Origin of the sequence: Paracoccus isoporae (assembly GCF_900101865.1) — a bacterium.
In the GTDB taxonomy this organism is placed as follows: domain Bacteria; phylum Pseudomonadota; class Alphaproteobacteria; order Rhodobacterales; family Rhodobacteraceae; genus Paracoccus; species Paracoccus isoporae.
Window position 1 is genome coordinate 36,924 of record NZ_FNAH01000001.1, and the last position, 15,256, is coordinate 52,179.

The 15,256-nt window shown below is 65.1% G+C and carries 16 protein-coding genes and 1 tRNA gene; 5 read left to right on the forward strand and 12 right to left on the reverse strand.

Features of this window, described 5'->3' with window-relative positions; all coding sequences use genetic code 11:
* Nucleotides 1-5 precede the first annotated feature (5 nt).
* From BLT73_RS00175 to BLT73_RS00215, 9 genes are read right to left on the reverse strand one after another with little or no spacing between them, the layout of a single operon-like run.
* Nucleotides 6-737: an SDR family oxidoreductase gene (locus tag BLT73_RS00175; RefSeq protein ID WP_090519844.1), complete on the reverse strand. Its 732-nt coding sequence runs from the start codon at nucleotides 735-737 to the stop codon at nucleotides 6-8.
* Entirely contained in the window at nucleotides 734-1,186 is a 453-nt protein-coding gene (locus BLT73_RS00180; RefSeq protein ID WP_090519846.1) for a MaoC/PaaZ C-terminal domain-containing protein, read from the reverse strand. Before BLT73_RS00180 ends, BLT73_RS00175 begins: the two co-directional genes overlap by 4 nt.
* A complete protein-coding gene (locus BLT73_RS00185; protein WP_090519848.1) occupies nucleotides 1,186-2,238 on the reverse strand; it encodes a Gfo/Idh/MocA family protein in 1,053 nt (350 codons plus the stop codon). The genes BLT73_RS00180 and BLT73_RS00185 overlap by 1 nt, the downstream gene beginning before the upstream one ends.
* Nucleotides 2,231-2,560, reverse strand: coding sequence for an L-rhamnose mutarotase (locus BLT73_RS00190; RefSeq protein WP_090519849.1), 330 nt, complete (start codon nucleotides 2,558-2,560; stop codon nucleotides 2,231-2,233). Before BLT73_RS00190 ends, BLT73_RS00185 begins: the two co-directional genes overlap by 8 nt.
* Nucleotides 2,557-3,678: a mandelate racemase/muconate lactonizing enzyme family protein gene (locus tag BLT73_RS00195; RefSeq protein ID WP_090519851.1), complete on the reverse strand. Its 1,122-nt coding sequence runs from the start codon at nucleotides 3,676-3,678 to the stop codon at nucleotides 2,557-2,559. Before BLT73_RS00195 ends, BLT73_RS00190 begins: the two co-directional genes overlap by 4 nt.
* Nucleotides 3,678-4,772 carry an ABC transporter ATP-binding protein gene (locus BLT73_RS00200; protein ID WP_090519852.1) on the reverse strand — a complete coding sequence of 365 codons (1,095 nt, stop codon included), beginning with the start codon at nucleotides 4,770-4,772 and terminating at the stop codon, nucleotides 3,678-3,680. The genes BLT73_RS00195 and BLT73_RS00200 overlap by 1 nt, the downstream gene beginning before the upstream one ends.
* Before the next feature lie 6 nt (nucleotides 4,773-4,778).
* Nucleotides 4,779-5,648, reverse strand: coding sequence for a carbohydrate ABC transporter permease (locus BLT73_RS00205; RefSeq protein WP_245726872.1), 870 nt, complete (start codon nucleotides 5,646-5,648; stop codon nucleotides 4,779-4,781).
* The gene (locus BLT73_RS00210) at nucleotides 5,648-6,544 is read right to left on the reverse strand and encodes a carbohydrate ABC transporter permease (RefSeq protein WP_090519854.1); all 897 of its coding nucleotides are present in this window, start codon (nucleotides 6,542-6,544) and stop codon (nucleotides 5,648-5,650) included. Before BLT73_RS00210 ends, BLT73_RS00205 begins: the two co-directional genes overlap by 1 nt.
* Before the next feature lie 60 nt (nucleotides 6,545-6,604).
* On the reverse strand, nucleotides 6,605-7,918 hold the full coding sequence (locus BLT73_RS00215; protein ID WP_245726874.1) for an ABC transporter substrate-binding protein: 1,314 nt from the start codon (nucleotides 7,916-7,918) through the stop codon (nucleotides 6,605-6,607).
* 149 nt (nucleotides 7,919-8,067) lie between these two features.
* On the opposite strand from BLT73_RS00215, the gene BLT73_RS00220 reads away from it, so the two are divergent.
* On the forward strand, nucleotides 8,068-8,841 hold the full coding sequence (locus BLT73_RS00220; RefSeq protein ID WP_090519856.1) for an IclR family transcriptional regulator: 774 nt from the start codon (nucleotides 8,068-8,070) through the stop codon (nucleotides 8,839-8,841).
* A gap of 34 nt (nucleotides 8,842-8,875) precedes the next feature.
* Nucleotides 8,876-9,721: an amidohydrolase family protein gene (locus tag BLT73_RS00225; protein ID WP_090519858.1), complete on the forward strand. Its 846-nt coding sequence runs from the start codon at nucleotides 8,876-8,878 to the stop codon at nucleotides 9,719-9,721.
* Nucleotides 9,722-9,819: 98 nt separating this feature from the next.
* On the opposite strand, the gene BLT73_RS00230 is transcribed toward BLT73_RS00225, so the two are convergent.
* A tRNA-Met gene (locus BLT73_RS00230) sits at nucleotides 9,820-9,896 on the reverse strand.
* 282 nt (nucleotides 9,897-10,178) lie between these two features.
* Between BLT73_RS00230 and BLT73_RS00235 the strand changes: the two genes are divergently transcribed.
* Nucleotides 10,179-11,045: a hypothetical protein gene (locus tag BLT73_RS00235; protein ID WP_090520871.1), complete on the forward strand. Its 867-nt coding sequence runs from the start codon at nucleotides 10,179-10,181 to the stop codon at nucleotides 11,043-11,045.
* A 381-nt stretch (nucleotides 11,046-11,426) separates the two neighbouring features.
* Here the strand turns inward: BLT73_RS00235 and gltX are convergent, their stop codons facing one another.
* Nucleotides 11,427-12,749, reverse strand: coding sequence for a glutamate--tRNA ligase (gene gltX, locus BLT73_RS00240; RefSeq protein WP_090519859.1), 1,323 nt, complete (start codon nucleotides 12,747-12,749; stop codon nucleotides 11,427-11,429).
* A gap of 75 nt (nucleotides 12,750-12,824) precedes the next feature.
* On the opposite strand from gltX, the gene BLT73_RS00245 reads away from it, so the two are divergent.
* Together BLT73_RS00245 and BLT73_RS00250 are read left to right on the forward strand one after the other, a co-directional pair.
* On the forward strand, nucleotides 12,825-13,247 hold the full coding sequence (locus tag BLT73_RS00245) for a metallopeptidase family protein (RefSeq protein ID WP_245726876.1): 423 nt from the start codon (nucleotides 12,825-12,827) through the stop codon (nucleotides 13,245-13,247).
* Nucleotides 13,244-14,203, forward strand: coding sequence for a 1-phosphofructokinase family hexose kinase (locus tag BLT73_RS00250; RefSeq protein WP_090519860.1), 960 nt, complete (start codon nucleotides 13,244-13,246; stop codon nucleotides 14,201-14,203). Before BLT73_RS00245 ends, BLT73_RS00250 begins: the two co-directional genes overlap by 4 nt.
* Nucleotides 14,204-14,227: 24 nt before the next feature.
* Here the strand turns inward: BLT73_RS00250 and hchA are convergent, their stop codons facing one another.
* Complete coding sequence (gene hchA, locus BLT73_RS00255) at nucleotides 14,228-15,088, reverse strand: glyoxalase III HchA (RefSeq protein WP_090519862.1); 861 nt, start codon at nucleotides 15,086-15,088, stop codon at nucleotides 14,228-14,230.
* Between the last annotated feature and the right edge of the window lie 168 nt (nucleotides 15,089-15,256).

Genomic DNA, 15,256 nt, shown 5'->3' on the forward strand with positions numbered 1-15,256 from the left:
CTTTCTCAGATTGTCCAGCCGCCATCGATACAGACCGCCTGCCCGGTGGTATAGCTTGCCTGCGCCAGATACACAGCCAGATCCGCGATTTCCCCGGCCTCGCCGATGCGGCCCATCGGCTGGCGCGCAATGAAGTCGCGCCGCGCCTTGTCGTAATCGCCGGTCGCGGTAAGGCGCTCATCCAGCGATGGCGACTGCACCGTGCCGGGACAGATCGCATTGCAGCGGATGCCCTGGGTCACGTAATCCGCCGCGACCGCCTTGGTCAGCCCCAGCACGGCGGCCTTGGTGGTGCTGTAGGCGAAGCGGTTCGGCACGCCTTTGATCGAACTCGCGACCGAGCTCATGTTGATGATGCAGCCCTCGCCGCGCGCGATCATGCCGGGCAGAACGGCGCGGATGGTGCGGATCATCGCCCGCACGTTCAGATCGACGGCAAAGTCGAACTCTGCGTCGCTCATCTCCAGGATCGAGCCCGCATGGACCACGCCCGCGCAGTTGAACAGCACATCCACCTGACCGATCTCGCCGATCAGCGCCGCGACCGCATCGCCGTCCAGCACGTCCAGCCGATGGGTGCGGATGCCGTCCTGCCCGGCCATCTCCGCCAGCGTCGCCTCGTTGATGTCGGTGGCGTGGACCACCGCGCCCTGACGGGCAAACGCCTCGGCGGTGGCGCGGCCGATGCCCTGCCCCGCGGCGGTAATCAGCACGGTCTTTCCGCTCAGCTCGCTCATGCCGCTGTGTCCTTCTTCTCGACGATGTAGATATGTTCGCAGGCCAGCACGACCTGATCGTTCTGGTTCAGCACCTCGACCGTCTCGAACAGCCGGCCGAACCCGGCGCGCTTCGGATCGTCCTGCTTGCGCGCGGCGGTGACGCGGGTGCGGATCGTGTCGCCGATAAACACCGGCCGGACGAAACGCAGCCGGTCGTAACCATAGGAGAACGCGACCGGGTTGATGACCGTCGCGGTCAGCCCGATGCCGATGGCAAACACCATCGTGCCATGCGCGATCCGCTGGCCGAACTCGCTTTTCGCCATGAACTCGGCATCCATGTGATGGGGAAAGAAATCCCCGGTATGGCCGGCATGCACGACGAAATCCGTCTCGGTGATGGTGCGCCCGAAGGTCTCGCGGCGGGCGCCGATCTCGATATCCTCGTAATATTGGGTAATTTCCATCAATCCAGGCTTTCGATCGGGGTCGCGGGACAGGAGGAGGCGGCATAGGCCGCCTCGACCAGGGCCATCGTGCGCCAGCCATCCTCGGCGTCAGAGATCAGCGCCTCCTGCCCCTCCGCGGCGCGTTGCAGATTGTGCATCCGGCTGGTGAAGGCGTCGGGGAACCATGCTCCGGTCAGCGGCACCTCGGTCCAGTCCCCGCCGCACGGCCGGATCTGCAGGATGTCCGGCTCGCCCTTCGGGTAATCGAGATTGACGCCGAATTTCAGATAGGCCGCGCCCTCGGTCCCGGCCACGCGCATTTCGCAGGCCTGGTGGGGGCGGCCATAATCCCAGTCATGGTTGACCGACAGCGTGCAGCGGACCCGGTCACCGTAATCGAGAATCGCCGATGTCCGCGTCTGCGCGACCTTGTGGGACGGATGCCCGATGGTTCTCGCATGCACCCCGGCAGGATCGCCCAGCAACATGCGGATGCTGTCGAGGTAATGGATCGAATGCATGGTGATCTCGATGCGCGGCAGGCCGTCGAGGAATTTCCACAGGCCCCAGGGCGTCGCCATCACCCCATGCATCTCGACATCCACCACCTCGCCCAGCCAGCCCTGCGCGATAACGTCGCGCAGCGCCAGCATCATCGGCGAGAAGCGAAGCTGGAAATTCACCGCCGCCTGCAAGCTGCGGGCGCGGCAGATCCCCAGGATCTCGGTTGCCCCGGTCAGATCCATGCCCATCGGCTTCTGGATCAGCACCGCCGCCCCCTCGGGCAGCGCCGACAGGATCCCGGCATGTGCTTTCGGCGGGGTCGCCAGGTCGAACACCGCGCCCGGCACCGCCGCCGCCTCCGCGACCGAGGCGAATGCGCGCTGCCCCAATGCCGCGACCTTCTGCGGATCGGGATCATAGATCCCCGCGACCTCGTAGCCGCCCCTGGCATAGGCCGGCAGATGCGCGTCGCCGGTGATGGAACCGGCACCGAAAATCACGATGGGCCTGCGGCGCTCGGGCGCGGGCCAGTGCTGGCGCAGCGCCTCGGCGCGAAACTCACTCATGGAAGAACACCTCCTCCATCGGCGCCCACCACTCCCCTTCCGCCGCCGTCGCCAGCGGTTTCTGGCAGGGCTCGCAGACCGACCACCACTCCTGCGTCACCGGATCGGCGGCCATCTTCGCCTGATCGGCCGCCCAATCGGTGCCGTGATACTCGAAATGCGAAAACAGCAGGTTCTCCGGCTCGCGCAGATAGATCACGTAATTGCGGATATTGCATTCGGTGATCGTCTTGAGCACGCCGGGCCAGGCATTGGCATGAAGTTCCTTGTAGCGCGCGATCTTGTCGGGATTGAGCGCGATGACAGAGCCCATGCGGATCATGTGTCGGACCTCCTGACGCTGCGGTTGAACTCGGGCACGGCGCGGGCCCGGATCGCGTCCCAGTTCCAGTCGATGCCGATGCCCGGGCTCTCCGGCGCGATGGCCATGCCGTTCTCGATGGTCAGCCCGGTATGGGTGATCTCGTCGAGCTGCGGGATATATTCGACATATCGGCCATTCTGCACCGCGCAGACCAGGCTGACATGCAGCTCCATCAGGAAATGCGGGCAGACCGGGATGTCGAAACCCTCGGCCATATGCGCGACCTTCAGCCAGGGCGTGATGCCGCCGATCCGCCCCGCGTCCACCTGGACGATCCCGCAGGCATCGCGCGCCGCGTATTCCGCGAAATGCCGGATGGAATAGAGCGATTCGCCCACCGCCACCGGAATATCCGAGGCCTGCGACAACGCGACGTGGCCGGCAATGTCATCCGCCGGCAGCGGCTCCTCGATCCAGGCCAGCCCGAACGGCGCAAGTGCCGCCGCCCGCCTGCGCGCCGTATCGCGCGAAAATCCCTGATTGGCGTCGGTCATGATCTCGTAGCCGTCGCCCACCGCCTCGCGCAGCGCGGCGATCCGGGCCACATCCTCGGCCAGCACCGGACGCCCGATCTTGACCTTCGATCCGGTGAATCCCTGCGCCTTGGCCGCCAGCGCATCCTCGACAATCGCCTCCACCGGCAGATGCAGCCAGCCGCCCTCGGTGGTGTAGCAGGGCGCGCTGCGCCGCGCCCCGCCCGCCATGCGCCACAGCGGCAGACCGGCCTTGCGGCAGCGCAGATCCCACAGCGCCGTGTCGATGGCGGCAAGCGCAATCGAGGTGATCGCGCCGATCGTGGTGGCATGGGTCAGGAATTCCAGCTCGTGCCAGATCGCCTCCAGCTCGGTCGGGTCGCGGCCGATGATGCGCGGGCACAGATGATCGGCCAGCAGCCGCATCACCGACGAGCCGCCCGTGCCGATCGTATAGGAATAGCCGGTGCCCTGCGCCCCGTCACTGTCGGTGATGGTGACAATCGGGGTTTCCTGGGTCACGAAACTCTGAATGGCGTCCTGGCGCTCGACCTTTGGGGCCAGGTCGACCATCGCCAGATCGATCCGTTCGATCCTGGCCATCACGCGGTCCTCAGCGATCTGCCGCTCTCGCCGTCGAACAGATGGACGCGCGACAGGTCGATCTGGAAATCGACCGTCTCCCCGCGTCGCAGGTCGCGCGGATTTAGCATCCGGCTGGTCCATTCCACCCCGCCGAAGCGCACGAACAGCAGCGTCTCATTGCCGAGCGGCTCGGTCAGCGCCACCTCAAGCGGCCGCGTCTCCACCGCCTCGCCGGCATGAAGCCCGTGGCCCACCGGATAGATGTCGTCGGGCCGCAGCCCCAGCGTCACGCGCTGTCCCGCCGTCACCGCATCGCGGAACTGCGCGGGCAGCGGCAGCGTCTCGCCATCACCGAAACGGATCAGCCCGTCCTGTATCACGCCCTCGGCCATGTTCATCGGCGGCGAGCCGATGAAGCCGGCCACGAAACGCGTGGCGGGGCGGTTGAACACCTCGTCGGGGGAACCGGCCTGCTCGATCAGACCGTCGCGCATGATGACGATCCGGTCGGCCAGCGTCATCGCCTCGATCTGGTCATGGGTGACATAGACCACGGTCGATCCCAGCCGGGCATGCAGCCGCTTGATCTCGGTGCGCATCTGGCCGCGCAGCTTGGCATCCAGATTGGACAAGGGCTCGTCGAACAGGAACACGTCCGGGTTGCGCACGATGGCGCGGCCCATGGCGACGCGCTGCCGCTGCCCGCCCGAGAGCTGCGCCGGGCGGCGATCCAGCAGCGGCTCGATCTCCAGCGCACGCGCAGCATCGGCCACCGCCGTCTCGATCTCGGCCTCGGGCCGGCCCGCGATCTTCAGCGTGAAGCCCATATTCTCGCGCACCGTCATATGCGGGTAGAGCGCGTAGGACTGGAACACCATCGAGATGTTGCGCTGTCTCGGCGCCAGATCGTTCACCACCCGGTCGCCGATCAGAATATCGCCGCTGCTGATCTCCTCCAGCCCCGCGATCATGCGCAGCGTCGTCGATTTCCCGCAGCCTGATGGCCCCACGAGCGCCACGAACTCGCCATCCTCGACGTGGAGGTCCAGCCCCTTCACGGCGTGAAAGCTGCCGTATTTCTTGTCCAACTGCCTGAGGCTCAGATCTGCCATGCGGCCCTATCCCTTGATTGCGCCCGATGTCAGCCCCGAAACCAGATGTTTCTGGACCGCATAGGTCAGTAGAAGCGCCGGCACGATCATCACCACGGCCAATGCGCACATGCCGCGCCAGTCGATCGTGAATTCGGCAGTATAATCCAGCAGCCCCACCGGCAGGGTCTTGCTGTTGGTGGACCGCGTGAGCTGCGACGCCAGGGCGAACTCGTTCCACGCGGTCAGGAAGGCGAAGATCCCGGCACTCGCGATGCCTGGCCGGGCCAGCGGAAACTCCACCCGCCAGAAAGCCTGCCAGCGCGTGCAGCCGTCGATCTGCGCAGCCTCAGAAAGATCCTTCGGCACCTGCCGGAAAAACCCGTCGATGAGCCAAATGGTGAAGGGCACATTCATCGCCACATAGGCGAGGATCAGCCCGAAATGCGTATCGATGATGCCCAGCCGCGCATACAGGAAGAACAGCGGCAGCGACAGCGCGATGCCCGGCACGGTGCGGGTCAGCATCAGACCGATGAACCAGCCAGACTTGCCCCGGAACCGATACCGCGCGAAGGCGTATCCCCCGGCCATCCCCACCGCCAGCGCGATCACGGTCGAGGTGGTGGCGATGATGATCGAGTTGCGGAAATAATCCAGCACCGGGATCCCGCCCGCGCCGACGCCCGAGAACATCGCCACATAGGCATCGAAGTTCAGCTCGCGCGGGATCCAGACCGGCGGCTTGGCCATGATCTCGACCGTGGGGCGCAGCGAGTTCAGCACGATCCACAGCCCCGGCAGGCAGATGATCGCCATGGCAATGAACAGCGCGACATTCAGCGCCCAGCGGGTCAGCCGCTTGCGGATGCGAGAGCTTTGATTGGCGTCCATCATCACCACTCCGCCGCGATCTGGGACCGCGCTTTCGAGAGTTGCCGGAAGAAGATCAGCGTGAACGCGATGGACAGCAGGATCGCGATATAGGCCATCGCATTCGCCATCCCCATCCGCGCATCCGAATAGGCGGTGCGCGAGATCAGCGTCCACAGAACCTCGGTGCGCCGCGCCGGACCGCCATCGGTCATGATCTTGATGATGTCATAGGCCCGCGCCACATCCAGCGACCGGATGGTCATGGCGATGAACGCAAACGGCATCAGGAACGGCCAGGTGACATAGCGAAAGGTCTGCCACGGCGTGCAGCCATCGACGCGCGCGGCCTCCAGCGGGTCGCGCGGCATCGCCATCAGCCCGGCCAGGATGAAGATCGCGAACACGGCGGTGGACGACCAGATCTCTGCCACCATGATCGAGATGAAGGCCAGGTTCTGATCGATCAGCCACGGGATTGCCCGATCCGTCAGCCCCAGCGATTGCAGCGCGTTGTTCACCAGCCCGACATTGTCGTTGAACATGAACTTGAACTGGAACCCGACCAGCACCGGAGAGAACATCATCGGGAACATCATGATCGTGCGCAGGATGCGCTGCCCCCGGCTTGCCCGCTCGATCAGCAGGGCGAGGCCCAGACCCAGCACCATCTCCAGATTGAGCGCGACCGTCAGCAGCAGCACCGTGCGCCCGAAGGCCGACCAGAACTGCGCGTCCCCCAGCAGCCGGGCATAGTTCCTCAGCCCGATGAAGTCATACATCGTATCCGGCCGGGTCAGCCGGAACGGGGTGAAGCTGGACCACAGCGACAGTCCCAGCGGGATCACCACGATCGCGGCAAGGATCAGCACCGCCGGCAACAGCAGCAGAAGATGGGGGGGCAAGCGCCAGGGCTTCATGGGAGTTCCGGTATCAGGTGACGGGAACGGGGGCCGCCGCGCGGCCCCCGCAGCTAGCGATTACAGCTCGCCCGCATCCATCAGCACATTCGTCGCCGCCTCGGCCGCGGCATCCAGCGCCTCCTGCGCGGATTTGTCGCCCAGGATCGCCGCCTGCAATTCGGGATAGACCACGTTGGTCATCTCGATCCAGCTTGGCGAGCGCGGCACCGGATAGGCGCCCTCCGCCGCCACCTGGAACGCCGTCAGCGCCTCGCTGCGATACTCGTCGCCCTCGGCCTCGGCGATGATGTGATCCCAGACCGCGCTGCGCGTCGGCAGGGGACCGGCCGCACTTTCCATCTTCTGGCTGTCCTCGTTGGTCAGGAACCACACCAGCGATGCCGCGGCCTCGGGATTTTCGCAATCTTCCGTGACCGAGAAGCCGTGGAACCCCGACCAGCCGCTGCGCGCGCCGGACGATCCCTTGGGCGGCGGCGCGACGCCGACATTGCCGGCGATCTTGCTCGATTCAGGATCGTTGAAGAAGCCCATCCAGCCCGGCCAGTCATGGTTGACCGCGACCGTGCCCGAGGCGAAGCCCTGCCCCAGATCGTCCCACAGATAATTCGGCACGCCGTTGGGCACCGCGTTGGCCGCGTAAAGATCGACGAACCATTGCAGCGCCGCGACCCCGGCGTCGGAGTTGAAGGCCGGCTCGCCATCCGCATTCAGGAATTCGCCGCCATTGGCCTTCAGGATCTCATAGAACCGCCCGGCAATCGCCTCTTCCTTGCCGGCATATTGCGTGCCGTAGAAATCCGGCGGATCGGCAAAGAACTTCGCCTGGTCGGCCAGCTGGTCCCATGTGTCCGGGGGCGCAAGCGGATAGCCGTATTCCTCCTCGAAGGCGGTCTTGTTCGCCTCGTCCTCATAGAGCGATTTCTGGTAATACACCGCCGAAACGTCGAATTGCGCGCGCGGCAGCATCACCAGCCGGTCATCCAGCGTCGCCGCATCCAGCGTGGCCGGCACGAAGCCGGACAGCGCGTCTTCGGGCAGCAATGCGCGCAGATCCTGGTAGATGCCCGGATATTGCGGCGCGAAGGACGAATGGTTCGAGCCCACGCACCAGCCGAGCTGGCCGGTGGCGATGTCGGACTTGATCTCGCGATCCAGCTCGAAATGGTTCTTTTTCGAGATCACTTCGACCGTCGCACCCGTGGCCTCCTGCCATTCGTTGATGCGGGCATAGAGCGCCTCGTATTGCTGGCCCCCGATCAGCTTGGCCTGCACCGTCACCCCGTCGAAACTGCCGGGCAGGTCCTGCGCGGCCGCCATTCCGGCCAGCAGACTTCCCCCGAGCAGCGCCGCGAGTTTCGCTGAATATGTCATTTCCATCCTCCCTGATTGCTTTGGCATCTATGATTGCGCCAGTGAGCAGCCTATTTACATACAAATTCCAAACCGGCGAGTTGTCAAGCGAACTTCTGGCTTGACCGCAGCTTGTATCGTATATGAATTTACCGTTTACGGGAGATGCCATGTCAGACGATGATCGATACCGCGCGCCGGCCCTCGACAAGGGGCTTGATATTCTTGAACTTCTGGCCGGGATCGATGGCGGTCTGACCCAGGCCGAGATCGGCAAGCGGCTCGACCGCAGCCCGAACGAGTTCTACCGGATGCTCGACCGGCTGCAGAAGCGCGGCTATGTCACCCGGCTCGAAGGCGACCGCTTCGCGCTGACGCTGAAGCTGTTCGGCATCTCGCAGCTCCACCCGCCGACGCGCCGCCTGGTCAGCTATGCCACCCCGCTGATGCGCGAACTGGCCATCCGCACCCGCCAGGCCAACCAGCTCACCGTGTTCGATCGCGGCCAGGTGGTGGTCATCGCCCAGCAGGAGGCCCCCGGATACTGGGGCATCAGCGTCCGCGTCGGCTCGCATATCAGCCTTTACGACACCGGCTCGGGCCATGTGCTTCTGGCCTTCAGCACCGAGGAGCAGCGCCGCGTCATGGTGGCCGAGAACCCGCTCGATGCCGGGCGCGAGATGCCCCCTTCGCTGGCCAGCCGGCTCGACCGGATCCGCGAGCAGGGCTATGAAAGCATGCCCTCGGCCCAGACCGCCGGGGTGTTCAACCTCTCGGCCCCCGTCATGGCCGGCGACGGCGCGGCCATCGCCGCGCTGACCGTGCCCTATCTGCCGCTGGTCAATGTGCCCGACGCGCCGGATCTCTCCGACTGCACGCATATGCTGCTCGACACATGCCGGACGCTCTCGTCCATGGCCGGCGCCGGGGTGGAGACCGGCTGACCCCGGTGACCGCAACATCGAAGGAACGGCACGCATGACCATGATCGACACCCATCTGCACCTGGTGGACCGCACGGCACTCACCTATCCCTGGCTCGCGGATGCGCCCGCGCTCGACCGGGACTGGACCCATGAGGATTACGCGCGGGAGGCGGCGGCCTGCGGCATCACAGCCGCGCTGCATATGGAGGTCGATGTCGCCGAAGACCTGATCGCGGCGGAAACCGCCCATATCGAGTCCCTGCCCGACCGCGCGGATGTCCCGATCATCGGCATCATCGGCGGCTGCCGCCCCGAATCGCCCCGCTTCGCCCAGCAGATCGAGCAGGCCCTGTCCGGCGGCGCGGTGGTCGGGCTGCGCCGCGTGCTCCATACCATGCCCGACGATCTGTCCCGGACCGCGCAGTTCCGCGACAATCTCCGCCGCCTCTCCGACCACGACCTGCCCTTCGATCTCTGCGTGCTGGCCCGGCAATTGCCACTGGCCATCGCGCTCGCCGATGCCGCGCCCGACACGCAATTCGTGCTGGATCACTGCGGCGTGCCCGACATTGCCGGTGGCGCGTTCGACGGCTGGGCGCGGGACATTGCGGCTCTGGCCGAACGACCCAATGTGGCCGCCAAGATCTCCGGCCTGCCCGCCTATGCCGCGCCGGGCTGGACACCGTCGGATCTGCGTCGCTGGACCGATCACGTCGCGGCAAGTTTCGGCTTCGACCGGCTGGTCTGGGGCAGCGACTGGTTCGTCTGCACGCTGGGGGGCGGTCTGACCAAATGGGCCGAGGCCACGCGAGACCTCTTCGCCCACGCCTCCGAGGCCGAGCGCCACGCGCTCTACGCCGCCAATGCCGCGCGGATCTGGAAGCTGCCGCTAGACTGACCGGCGCACCGCCCGTCCCCGACCTCGCACCACCCGCCAGGCCACGCTGGCGCGCGGCCGAGACGATTTGTCATGCAACGGGACATAGGGCGATGTCGTGGTAGCGGAGGAGGGACTTGAACCCCCGACACAAGGATTATGATTCCTCTGCTCTAACCAACTGAGCTACTCCGCCCCGATCACCGCGTGGGGTGGAGGCGATGTAAGGGAGGGTGCGGGGGGCGTCAAGCGGGATTCTGTGGAAATTGGAGCAGGTCGCGGTAGGGGCTGGAGCCGAGACAGAGCGCGAAACTCAGGGCTGCGAGATTCTCGTGTCGCTGCACGACGTAGAAGTCAAGTCGATCAGCGGCAAGGGCTTCCTTGCGCGTTGATTTGCCGTGCACCCGAGAACTAGCATCAACTTTAAACCACCTGAAAATGTTTCACACAGTTCGGCTTCACGATCATGAAAACTTCGATGTTCGACATCCCTTTGAACCACTTCAAGTCGGTCATGGCACAAAAATTCTTCGTAGCGCCCGCCGACCGAAACTATTTCTTCTCAAGACTATCAAAGATCTACGGGATACATGAAGAGTTTTGGTGGAATGCGCTTCAAACTATCGAGAAGCTGTTAAAAGCTGGTCTAGTTCTGAACGGCGTGTCGGTTACGCGGCATTTCAAGCACGACATCGAAAAGCTTTGGCGTACACACAGCGAGTTGTTTGGAAATCTTGCCGTGAGGGAGCTTAGGAGACCGAGCAAACTTTCCGAGTGGATCTGGAGAGATGAGTCGCTTGAATCGTTGCTCCATAGGATAAACTCCATGGGTCATCCTGATAGCCGCTATGGGCTTCTATCTCATAGCAATCACAGAAGTGATTTGTTTAAGTTCGACCAACTCGCATTTGAACTTCGTAGGAGGACGATCGGGTTGGACTGGATTGTCGGAGAGGACTTTCCAGATCGTCGCCTATCAAAATTTTATGGTCAACCCTACCGCAAGGTCCTCACGGAACTTCCTGAATTTCAAATTCGATCCTTGCACGTACCCGAGGGTTCAGTCCAAGCGATCGGTGAAAACCTGTCGAACGTCGTGCACGCATGGAACTACTCATATTTCCGTAACGAAATGGACTTGGACAGATTAGCGCCAGCCACCTTCTTCTCGGTTATACCTACAGCCGGCAACTCATACTTATATCTTCTCTGGAGAGATTTGAAAGATAATGGCGTCACCGAGCAGGCCATAGAGCGTATCACGTGGCTGCTGGACAACATCCAGATTGGGCGCGACGCAGAACTTGAGTTACAAAGACTATGCGCCGCGAAGTTCCAGGAATGAGTTGGCGAGGTGCTGCCGACCCGAGCGCGCGGTGGTTACGCCGGCTGGCCCTGCGGATCAACAGCCGGCCTCGCCAAGTCTCGGCTGAGTCGACCACGCCTCTGACCCATCCCGCCCGGAACAAGTGGCGCAGCCCCGCCGGGCCTGCGCCTGCCCGTGCAGGCGGGCTGGCGCGTTGGTGACGCAGCCTTGCCGCTCAGCGAAAAAATGTGGGTGGCGCGATAAAGCGCATCGCCCGACCCTCGGCGGCGCCATCCCACGGGCAGGCGCGTGCCCTCGATTCGGACTGAACCCAGGCCAGAACCGGACGCCCTATCCAATCCCCCGCAGCGCGGCACGCGATCCTGCCGGCTGGGTGCGCGTAAGCGCCGGACCTCGCCGCTATCCGCGCGCCTTCACCACCTGCAACAGCGGCATCAGATCGCCCATATCCGGACCATGCGCCTGCCCGGTCAGCGCCTTGCGCAGCGGCATGAACAGCGCCTTGCCCTTGCGGCCCGTGGCCTGCTTGACGCGGGTGGTGAATTCCGACCACGAGTTGTCGTCATAGGGCGGCGGCGGCAGCAGCGTCATCGCCTCGGCAATGAACGCCTCATCCTCGGGCGCGATGTCGGGCTCCGCCCCCTCGCTGAAGATGGCCCACCATTCGCCCAGATCGTCCAGCGTCGTGATATTCTGCGACGCCACGCGCCAGAACCGCTCTGCCTGATCCCCCGGCACACCCAGCGCCGCGACCCGGTCCTTGACCGCCTCGAAGGGCAGCGACTGGTTGCGCGCGCGGGTCAGCGGCCACAGATCCTCGGCATCGAATTTCGTCGGCGACGCGCCGAAATGCGACAGATCGAAGCTCTCCGCCACCTCGTCCATCGACAAAAGCTCCACCGGCTGGGACGAGCCCAGCCGCGACATCATCGACACCAGCGCCTCGGGCGCCACCCCGGCCTCGCGCAGATCGCGGATCGCCAGAGACCCCAGCCGCTTCGACAGCTCCTCGCCCTGCGGACCGGTCAGCAGGCTGTGATGACCGAACACCGGCACCGTCCCGCCAATCGCCTCGATGATCTGGATCTGCGTCGCGGTATTGGTCACGTGGTCGGACCCGCGCACGATATCGGTCACCCCCATATCGGTGTCGTCCACCGAAGAGGCGAAGGTATACAGCACCTGCCCGTCGGCGCGGATCAGCACCGGGTCCGACACGGAGGCAGCGTCGATGGAAATATCCCCCAGGATCCGGTCCGCCCACTCGATCCGCTCATGCGCCAGCTTGAAGCGCCAATACCCTTCGCGCCCCTCGGCGCGCAGCGCGTCCTTTTCCGCCTCGCTCAGGCGCAGCCCGGCGCGGTCATAGACCGGCGGGCGGCCCATGTTGAGCTGCTTCTTGCGCTTCAGATCCAGCTCTCCGGGGCTCTCGAACACCTCGTAGATGCGGCCATCGGCGCGCAGCTGCTCGCGCACCGCCTCGTATCGGTCCAGCCGCGTCGATTGCTGCTCCACCCGGTCCCATTCGATCCCCAGCCACTCCAGATCGCGCTTGATCCCGTCCATATATTCCTGTTTCGAACGCTCCCGGTCGGTGTCGTCGAACCGCAGGATGAACGTGCCGCCCGCCTTGCGCGCGATCAGGTAATTGAACAGCGCCGCGCGCAGATTGCCGACATGGATATGCCCCGTGGGCGAGGGCGCAAAACGGGTGGTGGTCATGGCAATAATCCTCTGGACCCCGACGCTCTTTCATATCGCCTGCATTTTGTCCATATCAGGGGCAAACGAGGTGAGATGATGAGCGATGAGACCCAAGACTGGACCGGCCGCGTGGCGCCGACACAGGACGATATCGAATCCATCGCCCGCGACGTGATCGCCACCCTGCCCACAGCCTTCGCCCCCCATGCCAGGGACATCGTGCTGCGGGTGGAGGATCTCGCCCCCGACGACATGCTGGACGAGCTGGAAACCGATGACCCGCTGGAGCTGACCGGCATCTATGACGGCGTGCCGATGACGCATAAATCGCCGTCGGATCCGCAGCATTTCCCTGACACGATCTGGCTGTTCCGCCGCGCCATCCTGGATGAATGGGCCGAGCGCGGCGACATCACCCTGCCCGATCTGGTGGCGCATGTCACCGTGCATGAACTCGCCCATCATTTCGGCTGGTCCGATGACGATATCGCCCGCATCGACCGGTGGTGGGAATGAGCGCGCCCGATCAGGCCCCGATCCTGACCGTCACGCTGAACCCGGCGCTCGATCTGTCCACCGCCGCCGATCAGGTGGTGGCAGAGGTCAAGCTGCGCTGCGAAGCGCCCCGCGTCGATCCCGGCGGCGGCGGCATCAATATCAGCCGGGCGATTGCGGCGATGGGCGGCACGTCCCGCCCGCTCGTGGCCCTTGGCGGCCATACCGGCGCGCGCATGGCGCAGATGCTGGCGGAGGCCGGGCTCGACCCGATCCGGCTCGACACCGCGGGCGAAACCCGCCAATCCGTCGTGGTCACCGACCGCGACAGCGGCGAGCAATACCGTTTCGTCATGCCCGGCCCGGACTGGCCGCCGGACCTGGTCGCCCGCTCGCTGGACGAGATCGCCCGCCACGCCGCCCCGGACGGCTTTGTGGTGCTGTCCGGCTCCAACCCGCCCGGCGTGCCCGATGACTACGCCGCAAGCCTCGCCGCGCGGCTGGCGGACAGCGGCAGCCATCTCTTCGTCGACACGTCAGGCCATGCGCTCAGCGCGGTGGCTTCGGGCGGGCATGGCGTGGCGCTCTTGCGCATGGACCGGCACGAGGCGGAGACGCTGGCCGGCCGCCCCCTGGCCGAACGCCGCGACACGGCGCTGTTTGCCGCCTCGCTGGTCAAGGATGGCGCGGCACAGGCGGTGATCGTGGCCCGCGGCGGCGACGGCAATATCATCGCCACCGCCGAGGGTGCCTGGCATGCCGAGGCCGCGAAAGTCCCCATCGTCAGCAAGGTCGGCGCGGGCGACAGCTTCGTCGCGGGCTTCACGCTGGCCCGCGCCCGCGGCATGGCGACGCCCGACGCGCTCGGCCTCGGGGCGGCGATGGCCTCGGCCGCCTGCATGACGCCCGCCACCGCGCTGTGCCGCCGCGCCGATGTGGACCGGCTGTTCGGCCAACGCGTCGTCACCCGGCTCTGACCACCGCCCACCCGCGGCGGCCTCTCAGCCCTGCTTCACCGCTGCCAGCAGCTCGCTCGCGGCCAGTTTTCCCAGCGCATTCCCAGCCAGCGGGCTGTCCCCGGTCAGCAGCTTGCGATCCTTGGTGGTCAGCCCGGAAATATCGTCATTGACGATATCGAACCCCATCTGCTCCAGCCGCTCGCCGAATTTCCAGGTCAGATGGCCGGGCATATAGCCCATCTCCGGGGTCTGCGCGTCCAGCGAATCCGGGAAGGCCGCGATCTGGTAGCCGTCATAGATCCCGCTCTCCGCCGCCGACAGGAACGCCGCCGGACCGTGACACAGCGAGATCACATGCCGGTCAACATCCGCCGCCCATTCCAGCACCGCGCGCATATCCGCGCTGCCCGGCAGCCCGATCAGCGCGCCGTGACCGCCGGGGATGAACACGGCGATGTAATCGCTGTCCGGTCCCAGCCGTTCGCGCACCACCTCCGACAATTTCAGCGGCTGGCGGAAGCGATCCGCGAAGCGGTCGAAGAACCCCGTCACCTCCGCATCCTCTTCCGGCATCGCCCAATGCTCGAACTTCACCGGGTTGCCCGACAGCGTGGCGATGTCGAAATCGAACCCGGCCTTGTCGAGATGATACATCGGCAGCAGCGTCTCGACCGGGTGGTTCCCGGTCGAGAACATCTTGCCATTGTCGGTCATAAGATACCGCTCGTCGGCCCCGATGACGAGCACCTTCCAGCGCCCGCCCGTATAGGCGTCGGGATAATCCGCGTCGGCCAGATCGGATTTCGGCGACGTGAACTCCCCCAGCGAATGGGGCGAGGGGAAATAGGCACCCGGCTCTGCCGGATCCGGGGTCGGGGTCTTGTCGTCTGACTTGCTGGCCATCTCTGCCGCTCCATCGTTAAGGACAATTCCCCTCCGAAACGATGCAGCCCCGGCATCGTTCCCCGCCCTGCCCCGGCGACAGGCTCTCCGGCAACCGTGACGCGCTGCGATAGGCGCGCTGCCGCCCCGGCGCGAACCGCCCGGCCCACCGCCATTGCCCGCCCATCC

Bases quoted from the DNA above. Each gene is read 5' to 3' on its own strand.
- hchA (WP_090519862.1), bottom strand. From the start codon at position 15,088: ATGGCCAGCAAGTCAGACGACAAGACCCCGACCCCGGATCCGGCAGAG.
- BLT73_RS00245 (WP_245726876.1), top strand. From the start codon at position 12,825: ATGATGAGCGATGAGACCCAAGACTGGACCGGCCGCGTGGCGCCGACA.
- BLT73_RS00200 (WP_090519852.1), bottom strand. From the start codon at position 4,772: ATGGCAGATCTGAGCCTCAGGCAGTTGGACAAGAAATACGGCAGCTTT.
- BLT73_RS00225 (WP_090519858.1), top strand. From the start codon at position 8,876: ATGACCATGATCGACACCCATCTGCACCTGGTGGACCGCACGGCACTC.
- BLT73_RS00215 (WP_245726874.1), bottom strand. From the start codon at position 7,918: ATGACATATTCAGCGAAACTCGCGGCGCTGCTCGGGGGAAGTCTGCTG.
- BLT73_RS00185 (WP_090519848.1), bottom strand. From the start codon at position 2,238: ATGAGTGAGTTTCGCGCCGAGGCGCTGCGCCAGCACTGGCCCGCGCCC.
- gltX (WP_090519859.1), bottom strand. From the start codon at position 12,749: ATGACCACCACCCGTTTTGCGCCCTCGCCCACGGGGCATATCCATGTC.
- BLT73_RS00180 (WP_090519846.1), bottom strand. From the start codon at position 1,186: ATGGAAATTACCCAATATTACGAGGATATCGAGATCGGCGCCCGCCGC.
- BLT73_RS00250 (WP_090519860.1), top strand. From the start codon at position 13,244: ATGAGCGCGCCCGATCAGGCCCCGATCCTGACCGTCACGCTGAACCCG.
- BLT73_RS00210 (WP_090519854.1), bottom strand. From the start codon at position 6,544: ATGAAGCCCTGGCGCTTGCCCCCCCATCTTCTGCTGCTGTTGCCGGCG.
- BLT73_RS00205 (WP_245726872.1), bottom strand. From the start codon at position 5,648: ATGATGGACGCCAATCAAAGCTCTCGCATCCGCAAGCGGCTGACCCGC.
- BLT73_RS00190 (WP_090519849.1), bottom strand. From the start codon at position 2,560: ATGATCCGCATGGGCTCTGTCATCGCGCTCAATCCCGACAAGATCGCG.
- BLT73_RS00195 (WP_090519851.1), bottom strand. From the start codon at position 3,678: ATGGCCAGGATCGAACGGATCGATCTGGCGATGGTCGACCTGGCCCCA.
- BLT73_RS00175 (WP_090519844.1), bottom strand. From the start codon at position 737: ATGAGCGAGCTGAGCGGAAAGACCGTGCTGATTACCGCCGCGGGGCAG.
- BLT73_RS00235 (WP_090520871.1), top strand. From the start codon at position 10,179: ATGTTCGACATCCCTTTGAACCACTTCAAGTCGGTCATGGCACAAAAA.
- BLT73_RS00220 (WP_090519856.1), top strand. From the start codon at position 8,068: ATGTCAGACGATGATCGATACCGCGCGCCGGCCCTCGACAAGGGGCTT.